A 16,143-nucleotide genomic window follows, 5' to 3' on the forward strand; every position below is an offset into this window, starting at 1 on the left:
TGAAACCGGAATAGCAGAGGCCCTCTCACTGATTTTTCTCATGCGCTATTGGGATTATTCGCCTGGTGTTTCCAAATTCCTTTTTCCCTCCGTAACTTGTTGGGAGCATGGGAGAACACCGCGTAAATACCAGAATAAAACTATCGGAGAGAAAAAAATTTCTCAAAAACCTGATCCAGGATATCGATGCACTGGATCAAATGATCCGCGAAGGGCTCATTGAAAAAGACGTACAACGAATAGGTGCAGAACAGGAGTTTGCGCTAATCGACCGACACAACAAGCCGTCAAAAAATGGCCCTTTGATCCTCGGCAAGCTACAGGATGCCCATTTTACCTCCGAGTTGGCCATGTACAACCTGGAGCTAAACCTGGATCCAGTGGAATTAAAAGCGGAGTGCTTTTCTAACATGGAAAAGCAACTCCGCAAATACTTGCGAAAGGCCGAGCAAGTGGCGACTACCTTTGGGGATGCGGTAATTCTTACCGGCATTTTACCTTCCATTGACCTTCGCTCGGGCCAAATGGATTACATGACCCCCAACCCCAGGTATCAGGCCTTGGATGAGATCATCAAGCAATTGAGAGGTCAGGATTTTGAGTTGAATATTTCGGGGGTAGATGAATTGATATTAGCCCATACCAATATCCTGTTTGAAGCTTGCAACACCAGTTTTCAATGTCACCTCCAGGTAAGTGCGGAAGAATTTGTGGACCAATACAATTGGGCGCAGCTGATTTCAGGCCCTGTTCTTGCCGTATGCAGCAACTCTCCGTTGCTTTTTGGCCGGGAACTTTGGTCGGAAACCCGGATTCCACTATTCCAGCAAAGCATTGATATCCGTAGTAAAGGCTATCACCTGAAAGAAAAAGAACAACGCGTCTCCTTTGGCAATCAATGGATTCGGGAAACAACTGAAATCTATAAAGAAAATATCGCGCGATTCCCCCTAATTCTCACCCATAAGTCCACTGCCAATTCATTGGATGAGCTGGCAAAGGGGCAAATTCCCGACCTTCAGGCCCTCAAGCTTCACAATGGCACCATTTGGCGATGGAACAGGCCTTGCTTTGGCACAGGAAATGGCATTCCCCATTTGAGAATAGAAAACCGATACCTTCCTTCCGGTCCCACGATCATTGACGAAATGGCCAATCTGGTACTCTGGGTGGGACTAATGAAGGCCATGCCGGATCATTACCGAAAATCCTGGCACCGAAAGTCCTTTGAAGATACAAAAGGGAACTTTTACCGGGCAGCTACCTCCGGCATATTCAGCAGCATGGCCTGGGAAAATCAAATGGTGCCCGTCCAGAAATTATTCCTGGACGAACTGTTACCCATGGCAGAGCAGGGATTGTCCAAGGTTGGAATCTCCCAGGCAGAGGCTTCCAAGTACCTGGAGGTCATACGGAAACGGGTAAAAACCGGCCAGACAGGTAGCAGCTGGATGATTAAAAGTTACCGGAAAATAAAAAAGCTCATGAGCAGGGATGAGGCCATGGTCACCCTTACCGGTGCCATTCAACAACGTAGGAAATCTGATTTACCGGTCAGCGAATGGAAGGCCGCCAGCCCTGCTGAGCTCAAGACCATCCCGATCCAATACGACTGGATTGGGAATATCATGACCACCAACCTGATCACTGTTCAGGAGGACGATTTGGTTGCGCTGGTGAAGAAGATCATGAGTTGGAAAAACATCCACCACATCCCCGTAGAAAACAAAGAAGGAAAACTTACCGGTTTGATTACGGCATCGACGTTGAAAAAAAAGGGTGAAGTGGAAAATGAACTGGAGATAGCCAAAAACATCATGATATCTGACCTGGTGACCGTAGGACCTCATACCGACATCAAGTATGCCATGTTGCTGATGGTAAATAAAAAAATCAGTTGCTTGCCGGTGGTAGACGGAGACCAGTTGATAGGATTGGTGACGGATAAGGATGCCCAAAGCATTTGGGATAAACTTTACGAGAAAAACAATGCCTGAATCCCTTCTCACCACAAATAATCCCCGGATTTTATTTGCGCATCACCAGGATGAAAAATCACCTACCCTGGTGGTAATCGCTGGAATTCATGGCAACGAACCGGCCTCCGTAATGGCCATGGAAGACCTTTTCGGCGAACAAAATATAGGAAAGTTTAGCTTTCAGGGTAATGTAATGGTGCTCAAAGGCAATAACCAGGCCCTGAAACGAAAACAACGGTACATCGAAAAGGACCTGAATCGTATATGGACCAAAGAAAATTTGAACCTGGTCCGTATGAAAGATTCGGGAGAAGCCGGATTCAGCTATCCGGAATTGGAAGAATTGGCCTCCCTGGACCATTTGATTACGAGCATCATTGCAAAATACAATGCGGGTAAAATGTTATTTACCGATTTACACACCACCTCCTCCGAAAGTTGTGCCTTTCTCCCGTTCAACGACACCCTGGTCAATCGGTCTGCTGCCAAAAAATTTCCAGTGCCTTTGATTTTGGGCATAGAGGAATACCTGGAAGGCCCTCTGATGAGCCATATCAATGACCTGGGTTACCCTGCGTTGGGGTTTGAGGCTGGAAAACACGAGAATCCCGACAGCATTCGCAGGCACCAGGCTTTTGTCAAACTCTGCATGAATCACTTAGGGATCATCCAATTGACCCAGACCGAAAAAGAATTGGAGGAGGGCTGGCTAAGAAGTAATCTGGACATTCCGGAAGGTTTTTACGAAATTCTTTGCCGCTACCCCATCAGCCCGGAACAAGACTTTAGGATGAACCCCGGATTTTTTAATTTCAATCCCATTCGAAAAGGACACGAACTGGCACGGAACAATGGGGAACCCGTCATCAGCCCCTACCGGGGAATGGTTTTTCTTCCACTTTATCAGCAAATGGGGCAAGAGGGCTTTTTTATTGTAAGGCCGGTTTCAACATTTTGGCTTTGGCTTTCCAAAATAATAAGGAAAACATTTCTTCCGGAGATGCTGCCATTGCTTCCGGGAATTTCCAGAAAAAAAAACCACCAAAATCGCTACACCGCCAACCCCAAAATCGCCAGATGGCTCAATAAAGAAATTTTTCACCTGCTGGGATTCCGCATCGTTATGAAAGATCCGGATTCTTTTTGGGAACTAGTCAAAAGAGAATAAAGAATTGGCCGGAAACAAAAAAAGGACCGTTTCTCCGGGAAGTTAAACCTTAGTGAGTCATTTGGTGTTTACATTTTTAATGCTTCACTATACGACATATACGCTGAATCCCGCCGCTCCGTGGGTAACATTTGTGCACGGCGCCGGGGGCAGTAGTGCGATATGGTTTCGGCAAATTCGTGATTTCAAAAAATCATTTAACGTTCTGTTGGTGGACTTACGGGGCCATGGAAAATCAAAAAACCATGTCTACGAAAAACTAAAAAAATATTCCTTTGATGTCATCGGTAATGAGGTAGTCGAAGTACTCGACCATTTGAAAATCAAGCAATCCCATTTCGTTGGCATTTCCCTGGGAACCATCATTATTCGGGAAATCACCGAAAGGCATCCAAACAGGGTCAGCAGCATGATTCTGGCAGGAGCCATCATGAAACTTAATATTCGAGGGCAGCTACTGATGCGACTGGGTATTTTATTGAAGTCAGTGATTCCCTACCTGATGCTCTACAAACTTTTTGCTTTTATCATCATGCCCCGCAAAAACCACAAGGCTTCCCGGTATCTTTTTGTCCAGGAAGCTAAAAAACTCTATCAGAAAGAATTTATCCGTTGGTTTACCCTGGCGGCAAAAGTCAATCCCCTTTTAGCTTTTTTCAGAATCAGGGAAACATCCATTCCCACCTTGTATCTCATGGGAGAGGAAGACTATATGTTTCTACCATCCATTACCAAACTGGTTAAAAATCACCGTTCGGCCCGGCTCGTAGTGGTCCCCGCCTGTGGACATGTGGTAAATGTAGAAAAGCCGGAGGAATTTAACCGAATAGCACTTGCTTTTTTAGCCAAGTAGCAGCAGCTTTTTGTTTTAATTTGCACCCGACCGTCTTTAATAGAATCCCCGGCCTACATCAAAATAGACTACCATCCCTTCCTTTTCAAGTTCTATTTCCTAGCTTACACTCGTGCTAAAGCCAGCATGGACAGCCCTATAGAAAAACAATGTTTTTTCAAGATTTTTTGGATATTTTTAATGCATTTAATTGACAGCCAATCGCTTACTTTTTTTGAACGCATTTTTTAACAGGACAAAAGACAAATATACCTATATTAAAATTTTCGATATATATTTTAATGTATTTCAAAATAAAGAAAAAATTTTGTACACTTTTTCAGTAATTTATATGTTTAATCATTCGGATTATTCCTTTTCCGTTGCTAAGTTTCGGATGTTAAAGAAATGGGAAACGGATCAGCGAGGAAAGAGGAAGTTGGAAATCCGTCGTGTTAGTTGGTTATTTTTTAATGTAGGGTTTGTCCGGGGTCTTATGGAAACATAAGGCTCCGGCATTTTTTTTTCAGTAAAGGTATTTGACCGACTGATAGTAAGTTTGGGGGCGGATTCAGTTATTCCGTTAGACATCTCTCAATCAAAGATACTATTGGAATGAAACCACTTCTCCTTATTTACCTGCTGTCAGGACTGCACTTCATATTTTTACCCCACGAAATACTTACTCAGGAAATCGCAGCGGGTCGCGTATATCAAATAATAAACTCCGTCAAAATAGCCAATCCGGAAGCCATTAAGATAATCAGCAGCTTGTGCAGCTGAAAGCGGTGTTGTGGAGAGCTTTCAAAAAAGATGATCGTCGAAATATGCAGGAACCCGCCAGCTACCAGGCCGAATAAAATGTTTAAGGTTCCCCTCCCGATAAGCTCTTGGTCGTATAGCAAATCGGTGGAAATCATTCCCAGTGGGGAAGCCAGGGAAAAGAGCACCAATAGCAGCAAAACTCCCGGTTTATTCATCCGGGTCATCAATACAGCCACCAATGCAAACGCTTCCGGCATCTTGTGAAGGATGATCCCAATCAACAAGGTCTCGCTGCCGTGATGATGCCCTGCCAGCATGGGTTGCTTGGAAAGAAGGGTCCCTTCCAGAAAGGCGTGTAAAAACAAGCCGATCATCAAGGTCCAAACGCTGTTACTCCCACTTTGACCCCCATGGTCGTGGATGTGGCCGTGCTCAATTCCCGAAGACATAAAGTCCAACACCTGCTGAAGCAGAAATCCCAGAAGAATATACAAGCCCATGTAATAGGCAGAATCCTGATCTGCAAAAAGTTCGGGAAGGATATGTAGAATGGTAATGGCAAAAAGATAGGCCCCGGCAAAAATCAACCCCAGTTTGAAACTCTTTTCCTTCCATCCCGGGATAAGTAAGGCTAGCAATCCCGCACCAAATGCAGCGATAAATAGAAAAAGAAAATGAAGCATAATAAATACCGGGTTATTTGGATTCTTCTTCCTGGACAGTGGTAAGAAAAGGAACCAGTCCCTTGCTCACATAGGATTGCACCTGTCCCTGCTCATCGTTAAAGATAAGAAAGATTTCCAGGCCTTCCTCTGATTCCTGAATTTCCTTGGCCCTCTCCAATCCTAGAACCATAAATGCCGTGGCAAATGCATCAGCGGTCATGCAATCCGCTGCGAGCACCGTGGCACTTAACAAGCGATGTTCTACCGGATAGCCGGTAAAAGGACTAATGGTATGCGAATATTTCACGGTATCTTTGATATAAAAATTACGGTAATTTCCCGAGGTAGCCATACCCTTATTATCCAATGCAATGATGGAATACAAATCATTGGCAAGACCCTCTTCGGTAGGTCTCGTGACGCCCACTTTCCACAGTTCTCCGTTTTCGTTTACCCCCCTGCTTACCAATTCTCCTCCTATTTCTACCAGGTAATTATGGATTCCCCGGCTTTCAAGAAATTTTCCCACCAGGTCCACCCCATAGCCTTTGGCGATGGCACTCAGGTCCAGGTAGCTGTCCGGATTGGATTTCTTAATTCCACTTTGATCAAACAGCAATTGATCAAAGCCTACCCGTTCTAAAAGCTGTCGGACTTCCACACTGTCTTTCAAGGAGGCTCCTTCCGGACCAAATCCCCAAACATTAACCAAAGGTCCGATGGTCGGGTCAAAAGCCCCAGAAGTGGCTTCATACACCTGCCCACTGGCCGCTAACACCGGGTACAGGTAAGGGGATTCGAATTCCAACGAATCATTCCGGTTAAACCTGCTTAATTCCGAATCGGGAATATAGGTAGACAGGGATTGATTGATATCAACCAGTAACGAATCGATTTCCTCCTGAAGATCCCTTCTGCCCGGGTCCAGGTAAACCACCCGGTAGCTGGTACCCATGGTAGGGCCTGTGAGTACCAATTTTTGATCATCCGATTCTTCAATGGCCGGTGCATTTTGGTTTTGCCTGTAGAGATACACCATAAATACCACCAACAATAACAAAATGCTGTAAATGATATTTTTCTTGGCAGATTTTCGCATAAAACGATGTCTGTTTTAATTTTCCGAAAGTTAATTTTTATTTTCCAAATGCCCTTCGTTTTTACCTATTATCCTTTGGTTGGGGAGGCAGGTAAAGCCAAATGGTAACTGAAAACCGGACCAATTTTTTTATATTTGTAATTCTTAGCTAGTGAATATGAGAGAAGATTATCTGCGTGGTGACGAAGAAAGCCTGGGATCGGGAGACAAAGAAATAGAAAAGGCTTTAAGACCACTGAGTTTTGAGGATTTTACCGGTCAGAAAAAAACCGTTGAAAATATAAAGGTTTTCGTTTTGGCCGCCAAAAGACGGGGAGAATCCCTCGATCACGTGCTGCTTCACGGGCCTCCCGGTCTGGGGAAAACGACCTTGAGTCATATCATTGCCAATGAGCTGGAATCCAGCCTAAAAATCACCTCCGGTCCGGTGCTGGACAAGCCATCTGACCTGGCAGGTCTTTTAACAAATCTAGAAGAAGGAGATGTCCTCTTTATTGATGAAATTCACCGGCTCAATCCCGTTGTAGAAGAATACCTGTATTCCGCCATGGAGGATTTCCGGATTGATATCATGCTGGACTCCGGGCCCAACGCCCGCTCCGTACAAATTAGCTTGAATCCCTTCACGCTGGTCGGAGCCACCACCCGCTCCGGCCTGCTTACCTCTCCCTTACGGGCCCGGTTTGGGATCAACGCAAGGTTGGAGTATTACGATGCAGAATTGCTTCGAACCATCGTCAAGCGTTCTGCCTCCATCCTGGGCACTCCATTGGATGAAGAAGCTGCTTTTGAGATTGCCAGGCGAAGCAGAGGCACGCCGAGAATTGCCAACAACCTGTTGCGCCGAACCCGGGATTTCGCAGAAATAAAAGGGGATGGAAGGATCAGCCTGGACATCGCAAAAATGGCACTCAACGCACTGGATGTAGATGTAAACGGACTGGATGAAATGGATAACCGCATCCTGATGACCATCATTAAAAAGTTTAATGGTGGACCGGTAGGCATCTCTACCATTGCCACCGCTTGTGGAGAGGAGGCCGAAACGATAGAGGAAGTTTACGAACCATTTTTGATTCAGGAAGGGTACCTTAAAAGAACCAGCCGGGGAAGGATGGCCACTGAACTGGCCTACGGACATTTAAAAATCAAGCCTGATTTTGGTGGTCAATCCGGTAGTCTTTTTGATTTGTAGTCGTTACCCTGCTCCTCATTCGATACCCATAATTTATGGATGCCAGAGAAAAAAACAGTCAGTTAATCAAAGAAACAGCCCAAAAGCTGGGATTCGACTTTTGTGGTATCGCCAGGTCCGCCTTTTTAGAAGAGGAAGCAGCAAAATTAGAATCCTGGTTAGACAACAACTACCAGGGCAAAATGGCCTATATGGCCAATCATTTTGACAAAAGACTGGATCCGGGCAAACTTGTGGATAACGCCAAGTCGGTCATCAGTCTGATATACAATTATTACCCCCCAAAGAAGCTGCCGGAAGGAACAGAAGACATCAAAATCGCCAAATATGCTTATGGAAAAGATTACCACTTTGTCATTAAAGACAAACTCAAAAGGTTTCTTCAAATCCTAAAGGAAGAAATCGGAGACATCAATGGCAGGGCTTTTGTCGATAGTGCGCCGGTCATGGAAAGGCAGTGGGCTCAAAAGGCAGGATTAGGCTGGACCGGAAAAAACAGTTTACTTTTAAATCAGCACATGGGCAGTTTCTTTTTTCTGGCAGAGCTGATCATTGACCTACCCCTTCACTACGACGCACCCATTGCCCACGATTATTGTGGCACTTGTACGCGCTGCATTGATGCCTGCCCTACGGATGCCATCCTGCAGGCCAACCTGGTGGATGCCTCCAAATGCATCTCCTACCTGACCATCGAGCTCAAGGAAGAAATTCCGGAGGAATTCAAGGGAAAAATGGAAAACTGGGCCTTTGGCTGCGATATCTGTCAGGACGTGTGCCCCTGGAATCGTTTTTCAAAACCGCATCAAGAACCCGAATTTTTACCCCAGCCGGAGTTGGAATCGCTGGATTGGGAAGAAATGACCAAAGAAACGTTTGATCGGGTTTTTAAAAAGTCGGCGTTGAAACGCAGCAAATGGGAAGGACTGCGCAGAAATATCAAGTTTATTCAGGTAAATCAGGAATGATGGGTCAGCTCCTCGGTTTTGGTAGGTACTGCTATTTATCAGCCCAACTTCCGCTAAGAATAGTTAACTTTTAAAATTTCTGGCTAATTTCCCACCATTTTTTTCAAAAAAGCAAAACATTTTAAGTTTGCCGGTGCTTTTATTATATTAAAAACTATCTAACTAATTAATTCCAAAATAAAATCAATATTTTTGCCTCATTGTGATTTATTACTAACTATCATTTCGATTATTTAGTTAATTTATCACCATTAATTGTTAATTAACCTCAATCTAAATTTAGTTCTATGTCAAACCTTTACCGATTTTCATTGGTCATGTTTTTGTCCCTACTCAGTATGGGATGGACGCATGCACAGTACAGCGTATCGGGTATCATTACCGACGAACGCACTGGAGACCCCATGATAGGGGCAAGTATACTGGTTCGCAACACCACAAAGGGAACCGTAACCGACCTGGATGGCAGGTTTAATCTGAATTTCGATGACAATGCATCGGCTACCCTCGTTATCTCCTCCTTGGGATACCTTAGCCAAAACATTGATGTTGGGCCCAATACCAACACTACCCTTAGCGTAGCCCTTCAGGAAGATGCTACCAATCTGGAAGAAGTAGTGGTGACAGGATTGGCCTCTTCCGTCAAGCGGTCCAACCTGGCCAATGCGGTGTCATCCGTTTCTTCCCGGGAGTTAACCGGAACGACTACTATACAAACCACCGATGGGGCTCTTTATGGTAAAATTGCCGGAGCAAACATCCGTTCCAATGGAGGGGCTCCGGGAGGAGGTTTATCCATTCAGTTACGTGGAATTTCAAGCCTTACCGGCGCGTCACAACCACTTATTATACTGGATGGTGTCTATATCAATAACTCCTTCCAACGAACCGGGCGTGCTACCGTCACCGGTGCAGGCAATGAGAGTCAGGATGATGGATCCAACAGACTTGCTGATCTCAACCCGGCAGATATTGAAACCATTGAAGTCCTTAAAGGACCGTCCGCTGCCGCTATTTATGGTACCCGTGCCAATGCAGGGGTGATCATCATCACCACCAAGCGTGGAGCTGAGGGCAAAACCAAAGTATCCCTTTCCCAGGATATCGGTTTTGCACAACCATTACGCCTTTTGGGAACAGACGACTGGAGTGAAGAAAAAATCAATGCCTTTTTCCCGGAAGACAGAAGGCCTCTAGAATTACAGCGCTTCAGAGAAGGAACCAGGATTGATTATGAAGATTATTTCTATAACAACACGGCCTTACTCAGTAATACCCGGCTGACGGTGTCCGGCGGTAGTGAGAAAACGAAGTTTTATGTTTCCGGAAATATTAATTCAGAAGACGGAACAGTGAAAAATACCGGTTTTGATCGCTTTTCGCTGAGAGCCAACCTGGACCATAATATCACGGATAAGATCAAATTGGGCATATCCTCCAACTATATCAAATCCACATCAGATAGGGGATTTACAGGTAACCAAAACAATTCCGGCGCAAGTATAGGATATAGCATGGCTTATATTCCAAACTACTTTGACATCAGGCCTGACGAAAACGGTGTCTACCCCACCAATCCTTACTTTAGCGAAAATCCTGCGGCGGTTACCGATCATGCGGAGAACACATCCGACGTACAGCGTTTTGTTCAGGCTTTTACCCTGGACATTGACTTGTTCAGCAATAGCAATAGCTTCCTGAAAGCCAATGTGGCCGGGGGGTTAGATTTTCTTCAAAACTCCACATTGATTTACCTGCCGGAATTTCTTCAATACCAACGCGGGCAGGCCAATCCTGGAGACGTGTTTTGGGGAAAGCAAGAAAGCTTTAATACCAATTTCCAGGCGGCATTGGTCTATAACTTTAATCTGGGGAAAGTTAACATGAACTCACAGGCTGGTATGGTTAGACTGGACTTTAGCAACAGTTCCTTATTTAACAGGGGACGGGGTCTGGTACCGGGCCAAACCAACCTGCAGCAAGCCTCTGTACAGGAAATTGCCGAACAATATACTAGTGAGGTTCAGGAAGCGGGTATTTTCCTCCAGCAAGAAGCAAATTTTGAAGATAAAATCATCGGTACGGTGGGTGTTCGTTGGGATAAGTCTACGCTGAATGGAGATCCCAATCAATATTATAGCTTTCCGAGGGCTTCCTTAGCGTTAAATCTAGCAAATTTTGATTTTTGGAATTCCGGTTTTATGAATCAATTGAAACCCAGGATCGCCTACGGTGAAACGGCGGGACCGGTTGAATTCGGAAATACCTTTTCCAGGCTTGAAGGAGCCAATATTGGGGGTTTATTAGGTTCTGTGGTGGGACTTCAGATAGGTAACACACAGATTCGGCCGGAAACAGCTACTGAACTAGAGTTTGGGGTAGATTTTGGATTCCTAAACAACCGATTTGCCTTAGAGGCAACCTATTACATTAAAAATACCCAAAACAATATCCAGGACCTAAACCTGGCACCCTCCACCGGCGTAAATACCGTCCCCAGCAACGAAGCGGAGTTGCAAAACAAAGGATTGGAATTAAGTCTCTCAGGGACGGTAGTCGACCAGGCAAACTTCAACTGGTTTACGCGAATTATGTATTGGCAAAACCGGGTGAATATGACCCGCCTCGGTATTCCGCAGTATAACCTGGGAGCCTTTGGTACCGGTTTGGGCACCTTCTATTATGCAGAGGATTTTGCACCAACCACCATTATTGGTACGCCTGCCGATTCGGATCACCCAAGTGGATTTACGGTTTGGGGAAATGCCCAGCCCAAATTCAACACTTCCTTTTATAATACCATGCGCATCTACAACAACCTGGAATTGTCATTCCTGGTAGAATGGCGGCAAGGCGGGGATAATATCAACCTGACATCTTTCCTTTCCGATTCCGGAGGAACTACCAACGGATGGTTTGAAGATGATAACAATGACGGTGTACCAAACGGAAGGCAACGCCCACCTGCCCCTTACAACAATGCGGGAAGATGGGTACAGGATGCCTCTTTTGTAAAAGTTCGAGAGATAGGATTGTTTTACACCCTTCCCAAAGCCTCTGTAAGCAATGCCTTTGGTAATGCACTGGAAGGCGTTCGTTTAGGTATGTCCGTAAACAATGCCTTTCTATTCAGCGATTACGATGGCTACGATCCCGAAACGTCCACTTTTGGTGCACGATCGGTAGATAATAATGTCGATATCGCCCCCTACCCAACACCGAGAAGGATTTTCTTTCACGTAAATCTTGATTTTTAATCCTAAACCAATGAAGACAATGAGCACACTAAAGAAATATATAGGATTAAGCGTGATTGCAGGACTACTCATGGTTAGCTGCAACCCGTTGGAACTGGATCAAATAGATGATCCCAACAATCCCTCTGTGGGAAGTGTCAGTGAAAATGCCTCTCGTTCCCAAATTCAGTTTTTGATCACAGGATTGGAGTCCAGGCACAGGGATTACGTCGAAAATGTATCCCGGGCATGGAACACCTTTGGGAGAGAAATCTGGTATCTGAACGGATCAGACCCTCGTTTCCAGACGGATTGGCTCGGCCAGGCAGGTAGGGAACCCGACCGGGTTTATTTTGGATTTGGCTCCACCGGTGGAGGTTCATGGGCCGATCCCTACCAGGCAATCCGCCAGGCCAACGTGCTGATCTCCGCCGCTGAAAACACCGGCAACCTGAGTGCGGAGGAGCAAGCGGCAATCTCCGGTTTCGCCCGCATGATTCAGGGGTATCAGTTTATGATTCCAGCGAATTTTGTCTACGAAAACGGCATCCGGATTGACGTGGAAGACCCGCTTAATCCAGGTCCTTACGTTTCCTACGAAGCCGGAATGGAGCACTCCCGTTCCTTGCTCGAAACCGCAGACGAATTACTGCAGACAGCCGGTTCCGGTGATTTTCCTTTTACCTTAACCCCGGGATTTGCCGGATTTACATCGTTGGAGAGAATCCGGGAAATTAATAATGCCATCTTAGCCAGAACCAATACCTACCTGGAAGACTGGGAAGGTGTATTAACTGCCTTGGATAATTCATTTATGGATTTGGAGGGGGACCTGCAGGCAGGTCCTGCTCATCCGTATACTGGTGCTCCGGACTTATTTAACCCCTTGTTTTACATTCGGGATGCCGCCATAAATACCATCGTGGTGGTGCATCCTTCCGTTTTGGAAGATGCTACCGAAGGGGATGCAAGGGTGGCTGAGAAATTTTTTGAACGGGAAGAACCGGTAATCATTACAACCGATGCGACCCCACTGGTGGGTACCCACCAGGACAACCGATGGCCAAGTAACACCACCCCCATTCCCTTTATCCGGAATGAAGAGTTGATTTTGCTAAAGGCAGAGGCACATGCACAGTTAGGTGAGACAGATCTTGCGGTGCAAGCAATCAATGTAATCCGGAATGCAGCAGAAATTGGAGATTACACCGGAGCTACTGATCAGGCCAGCCTTATCGACGAGATTTTGTACCAGCGGAGGTACTCCTTATGGGCTGAACCCTGGGGACACCGTTGGATCGATGCCCGCCGGTACGGGCGCCTGGATGAAATCGATACTTCATTTGACCAGGGATCTATTTTTCTTCAATTTCCTCATCCACAAGCGGAAGTAAACTGGGATATCTATGCGGAAGATTGATCTGTTTTAGATTTCATTATATAAAAAAGTCATTCCCGAGTCAGGGAATGACTTTTTTAATTTACGGGACCCGGATAATAATATGAATAGCTGCTGTCTAGAAATCTTTCGGTTGGGTTAGCCAAACGCATGGAAAGTAGGTTATTTATTGATCCGTTCAAGACGAATTCCCCAAATACCAAAAGGAAAAATTATTGAATTTATAGGCAAACCTGTTTTTCGGATGGTTGATGTAAAAAAGTAATTTCAGGCGAGAGGTGGCAGATTTAACAAATAACTTATTCGAGTACCCTGAAAAGGTAGGAAATAGTGAATTCCAATTGGGTAAAATTGATGTCAAATATCCGTTCCTGGGATTCAGGCCTACCAAATTCATACGAATAGCGCGCCTCTCCCTGAAGGGTATGCTTTCCAAACAACTTTGAAATTCCCACACCAGCCGTCAAGCCATACATCAATTTTCGAGGTTCGTCAGTCGGCTGACCATAGGTTGGAATAACGAGTTCTCCTTCCACGACCCGTTTCACATCCCTCACATCCAGGAGGTATCCCACATGCGGGCCGAGTTTGATATGAAACCTTCCCGAATTGCCCAGGTAAAAATTAGATAGTATCGGAATTTTAATATAATCAAACTGGGTTTCATTTCCCGTGTTGATCGTATCTGTTGCTGCATAACCGGTAGTTAGAAACTGAAACTCTATCTGTGCTCCTGCATTTTTCTCAAAAAATTGTTCAATCACCAGGGAATAAGTTGGCGCAGCCAAGCCCGTGACGCTGCGGGGAAAACTTCCCAGGGTAACCCGGTAGGACGCACTCGACTCCGTAAATCCCCCACGGATCCCCACACTGGTCTGCGCTAAAAGATCACTGGAAGCCAAAAAAATAATTACCAAAAGAGGCCAACCGATTTTCATATGAAAAAAGAAGAAGTTATGAATTATCCGCGATTATTTGTCATCCTTTTTCTTGGGCTTTTTACCTTCTTCCCGGTCTCTTAATTTCTTATCATCTACGTTTTTATTAAGAAACTCGTTGATCTTATCGATGGAGAAAGAACTGGAAATTTCTCCAAATGAATTTATATTCATGTTAAAGCCTTCCAACTCCTCGTTTACTTTTGGTATGTCCTTTTTTTTCGTCTTCTTAGCCATGGCTGTTTCTTCTTTAAAATACGACCGCTGTTCCTACCGTTGGCACAGTCACTGGTTCCCTAGGGTATGTAACGCAAAATCAATTCTTTTGATCAATTCCTCCCTGCCCAATATCTCAAAAATCTGCATCAAATCCGGTCCTGCTCCGACTCCAGTGACCGCAAGCCTTACAGCTTGCATCACCTTGCCCAATTTAATATCTTCCGATGCCGCCGCCGCTGCCAGCATGGATTTCGCTGATTCTGCGGACAAGGGTTCTGTTTCATCCTGCAAATGATTTCTGAATGCCTTTAAAACGGCAATGGCATCCTGATTCCATCTTTTTTCGGCCACCTGCTGATCAAACGTATCAGGGGCCACTAACATGAACTTCCCTTCATTCCATAAATCGGAAGGAAAAGTGGCCCTTTCCTTCATCACTGATGCGATTTTTTCGGCCTTTTCGGTAGACAGCGTCATACGTTCCTTTTCAAGATCTGCCAGCAGATAAGCTGCCAACTCCCGATCGGATTTATGCCTGAGATACTGCTCATTATACCACTTGGCTTTATTTATATCAAATTTAGTGCCTGACTTGCCGATTCGTTCGATGGAGAAGGCCGCTATCAATTCTTCCAGGGTAAAAAGCTCCCGCTGGTCTCCCGGGTTCCAACCCAAAAACGCGATAAAATTCAGAAAGGCCTCCGGCAAGTAACCCGCTTCTTTGAAGCCTGCCACCATATCACCAGATTGCGGATCTTTCCATTCAAGTGGAAAAATGGGGAATCCATGCTTTTCGGCATCTCTTTTGGACAATTTCCCGTTGCCATCCGGCTTCAGCAATAGCGGCAAATGGGCAAATTCGGGCATACTGTCTTCCCAGCCCAAATACCGGTACAACAAAACATGTAACGGTGCCGAGGGTAACCATTCTTCCCCGCGGATCACATGGGTAATGCCCATCAAGTGATCGTCTACAATATTGGCTAAGTGGTAAGTGGGCATGCCGTCAGATTTCATCAAAACCTTATCATCCAGCGAATTGGAATGCACCAATACCCATCCCCTAACCATGTCATTTAACCTTACTTCTTCTTTTCGGGGTATTTTAATTCGTATGACGTAGGGCTCTCCGGAGTCAAGACGTGCCTTCACTTCGTCTGCAGGTAAAGTGAGGGAGTTCTTCATCTGCGTACGGGTGATGGAATTATACTGAGGAGACACCACCCTCGCGGCCGTTAGCCTTTGTCGCATGGCTTCGAGCTCCTCGGAGGTATCAAAAGCATAATAGGCATGTCCTTTTTCAAGCAGGTACTGCGCGTATTCCATGTACATGGTCTTGCGCTCGGATTGTCGGTAGGGTCCGCAATCCCCGGGAGTCCAGGGGCTTTCATCCGGACTGATACCGATCCAGTCCAGGGAATTTTTTATGTAATCCTCTGCGCCAGGTACGTATCGGTTTTGGTCTGTATCCTCAATTCGTAACAAGAACTTTCCACCATTTTTACGGGCAAAAAGGTAGTTATACAAAGCAGTTCTCACACCTCCAATATGCAATGCTCCGGTAGGGGATGGAGCAAATCTTACGCGTACTTCTTTACTCATAGACAGCCTTCAATTTCTTTTAAGAGGGCAAAGATAGGCAATTAATAAAGAATTTAGGCCCAAATCCACGGAAGACTT

12 protein-coding genes are annotated in these 16,143 nt (G+C 45.4%); 7 read left to right on the plus strand and 5 right to left on the minus strand.

All coding sequences use genetic code 11. The features are described from left to right. Positions 1-107: 107 nt before the first annotated feature. Genes GJS45_RS08535 through GJS45_RS08545 form a run of 3 tightly spaced genes read left to right on the plus strand, consistent with a single transcriptional unit; the run spans position 108 to position 4,000 of the window. On the plus strand, positions 108-1,997 hold the full coding sequence (locus GJS45_RS08535) for a CBS domain-containing protein (protein ID WP_162341053.1): 1,890 nt from the start codon (positions 108-110) through the stop codon (positions 1,995-1,997). Next, complete coding sequence (locus GJS45_RS08540) at positions 1,990-3,147, plus strand: succinylglutamate desuccinylase/aspartoacylase family protein (protein WP_162341054.1); 1,158 nt, start codon at positions 1,990-1,992, stop codon at positions 3,145-3,147. Before GJS45_RS08535 ends, GJS45_RS08540 begins: the two co-directional genes overlap by 8 nt. 52 nt (positions 3,148-3,199) lie before the next feature. Further along, positions 3,200-4,000: an alpha/beta fold hydrolase gene (locus GJS45_RS08545; RefSeq protein WP_317165097.1), complete on the plus strand. Its 801-nt coding sequence runs from the start codon at positions 3,200-3,202 to the stop codon at positions 3,998-4,000. Positions 4,001-4,692: 692 nt separating this feature from the next. Here GJS45_RS08545 and GJS45_RS08550 read toward each other — a convergent pair. Together GJS45_RS08550 and GJS45_RS08555 are read right to left on the minus strand one after the other, a co-directional pair. After that, complete coding sequence (locus GJS45_RS08550) at positions 4,693-5,427, minus strand: ZIP family metal transporter (protein ID WP_162341055.1); 735 nt, start codon at positions 5,425-5,427, stop codon at positions 4,693-4,695. A 13-nt stretch (positions 5,428-5,440) separates the two neighbouring features. Beyond that, on the minus strand, positions 5,441-6,508 hold the full coding sequence (locus GJS45_RS08555) for an FAD:protein FMN transferase (protein WP_162341056.1): 1,068 nt from the start codon (positions 6,506-6,508) through the stop codon (positions 5,441-5,443). A gap of 157 nt (positions 6,509-6,665) precedes the next feature. Here GJS45_RS08555 and ruvB point away from each other — a divergent pair, with 157 nt between their 5' ends. From ruvB to GJS45_RS08575, 4 genes are all read left to right on the plus strand, one after another. After that, the gene (gene ruvB, locus GJS45_RS08560; protein WP_162341057.1) at positions 6,666-7,703 is read left to right on the plus strand and encodes a Holliday junction branch migration DNA helicase RuvB; all 1,038 of its coding nucleotides are present in this window, start codon (positions 6,666-6,668) and stop codon (positions 7,701-7,703) included. Between the two features lie 35 nt (positions 7,704-7,738). Beyond that, entirely contained in the window at positions 7,739-8,671 is a 933-nt protein-coding gene (queG, locus tag GJS45_RS08565) for a tRNA epoxyqueuosine(34) reductase QueG (RefSeq protein ID WP_162341058.1), read from the plus strand. Between the two features lie 287 nt (positions 8,672-8,958). Continuing rightward, on the plus strand, positions 8,959-11,928 hold the full coding sequence (locus GJS45_RS08570; RefSeq protein WP_162341059.1) for a SusC/RagA family TonB-linked outer membrane protein: 2,970 nt from the start codon (positions 8,959-8,961) through the stop codon (positions 11,926-11,928). Positions 11,929-11,947: 19 nt separating this feature from the next. Further along, positions 11,948-13,327, plus strand: coding sequence for a RagB/SusD family nutrient uptake outer membrane protein (locus GJS45_RS08575; RefSeq protein WP_162341060.1), 1,380 nt, complete (start codon positions 11,948-11,950; stop codon positions 13,325-13,327). A gap of 278 nt (positions 13,328-13,605) precedes the next feature. On the opposite strand, the gene GJS45_RS08580 is transcribed toward GJS45_RS08575, so the two are convergent. From GJS45_RS08580 to gltX, 3 genes are read right to left on the minus strand one after another with little or no spacing between them, the layout of a single operon-like run. Further along, on the minus strand, positions 13,606-14,244 hold the full coding sequence (locus GJS45_RS08580; protein WP_162341061.1) for a porin family protein: 639 nt from the start codon (positions 14,242-14,244) through the stop codon (positions 13,606-13,608). 33 nt (positions 14,245-14,277) lie between these two features. Then, the gene (locus GJS45_RS08585; RefSeq protein ID WP_162341062.1) at positions 14,278-14,481 is read right to left on the minus strand and encodes a hypothetical protein; all 204 of its coding nucleotides are present in this window, start codon (positions 14,479-14,481) and stop codon (positions 14,278-14,280) included. A gap of 48 nt (positions 14,482-14,529) precedes the next feature. Then, a complete protein-coding gene (gene gltX / locus GJS45_RS08590) occupies positions 14,530-16,065 on the minus strand; it encodes a glutamate--tRNA ligase (protein WP_162341063.1) in 1,536 nt (511 codons plus the stop codon). Between the last annotated feature and the right edge of the window lie 78 nt (positions 16,066-16,143).

It is taken from the genome of Cyclobacterium salsum (genome assembly GCF_010119245.1).
Taxonomy (GTDB): Bacteria; Bacteroidota; Bacteroidia; order Cytophagales; family Cyclobacteriaceae; genus Cyclobacterium; species Cyclobacterium salsum.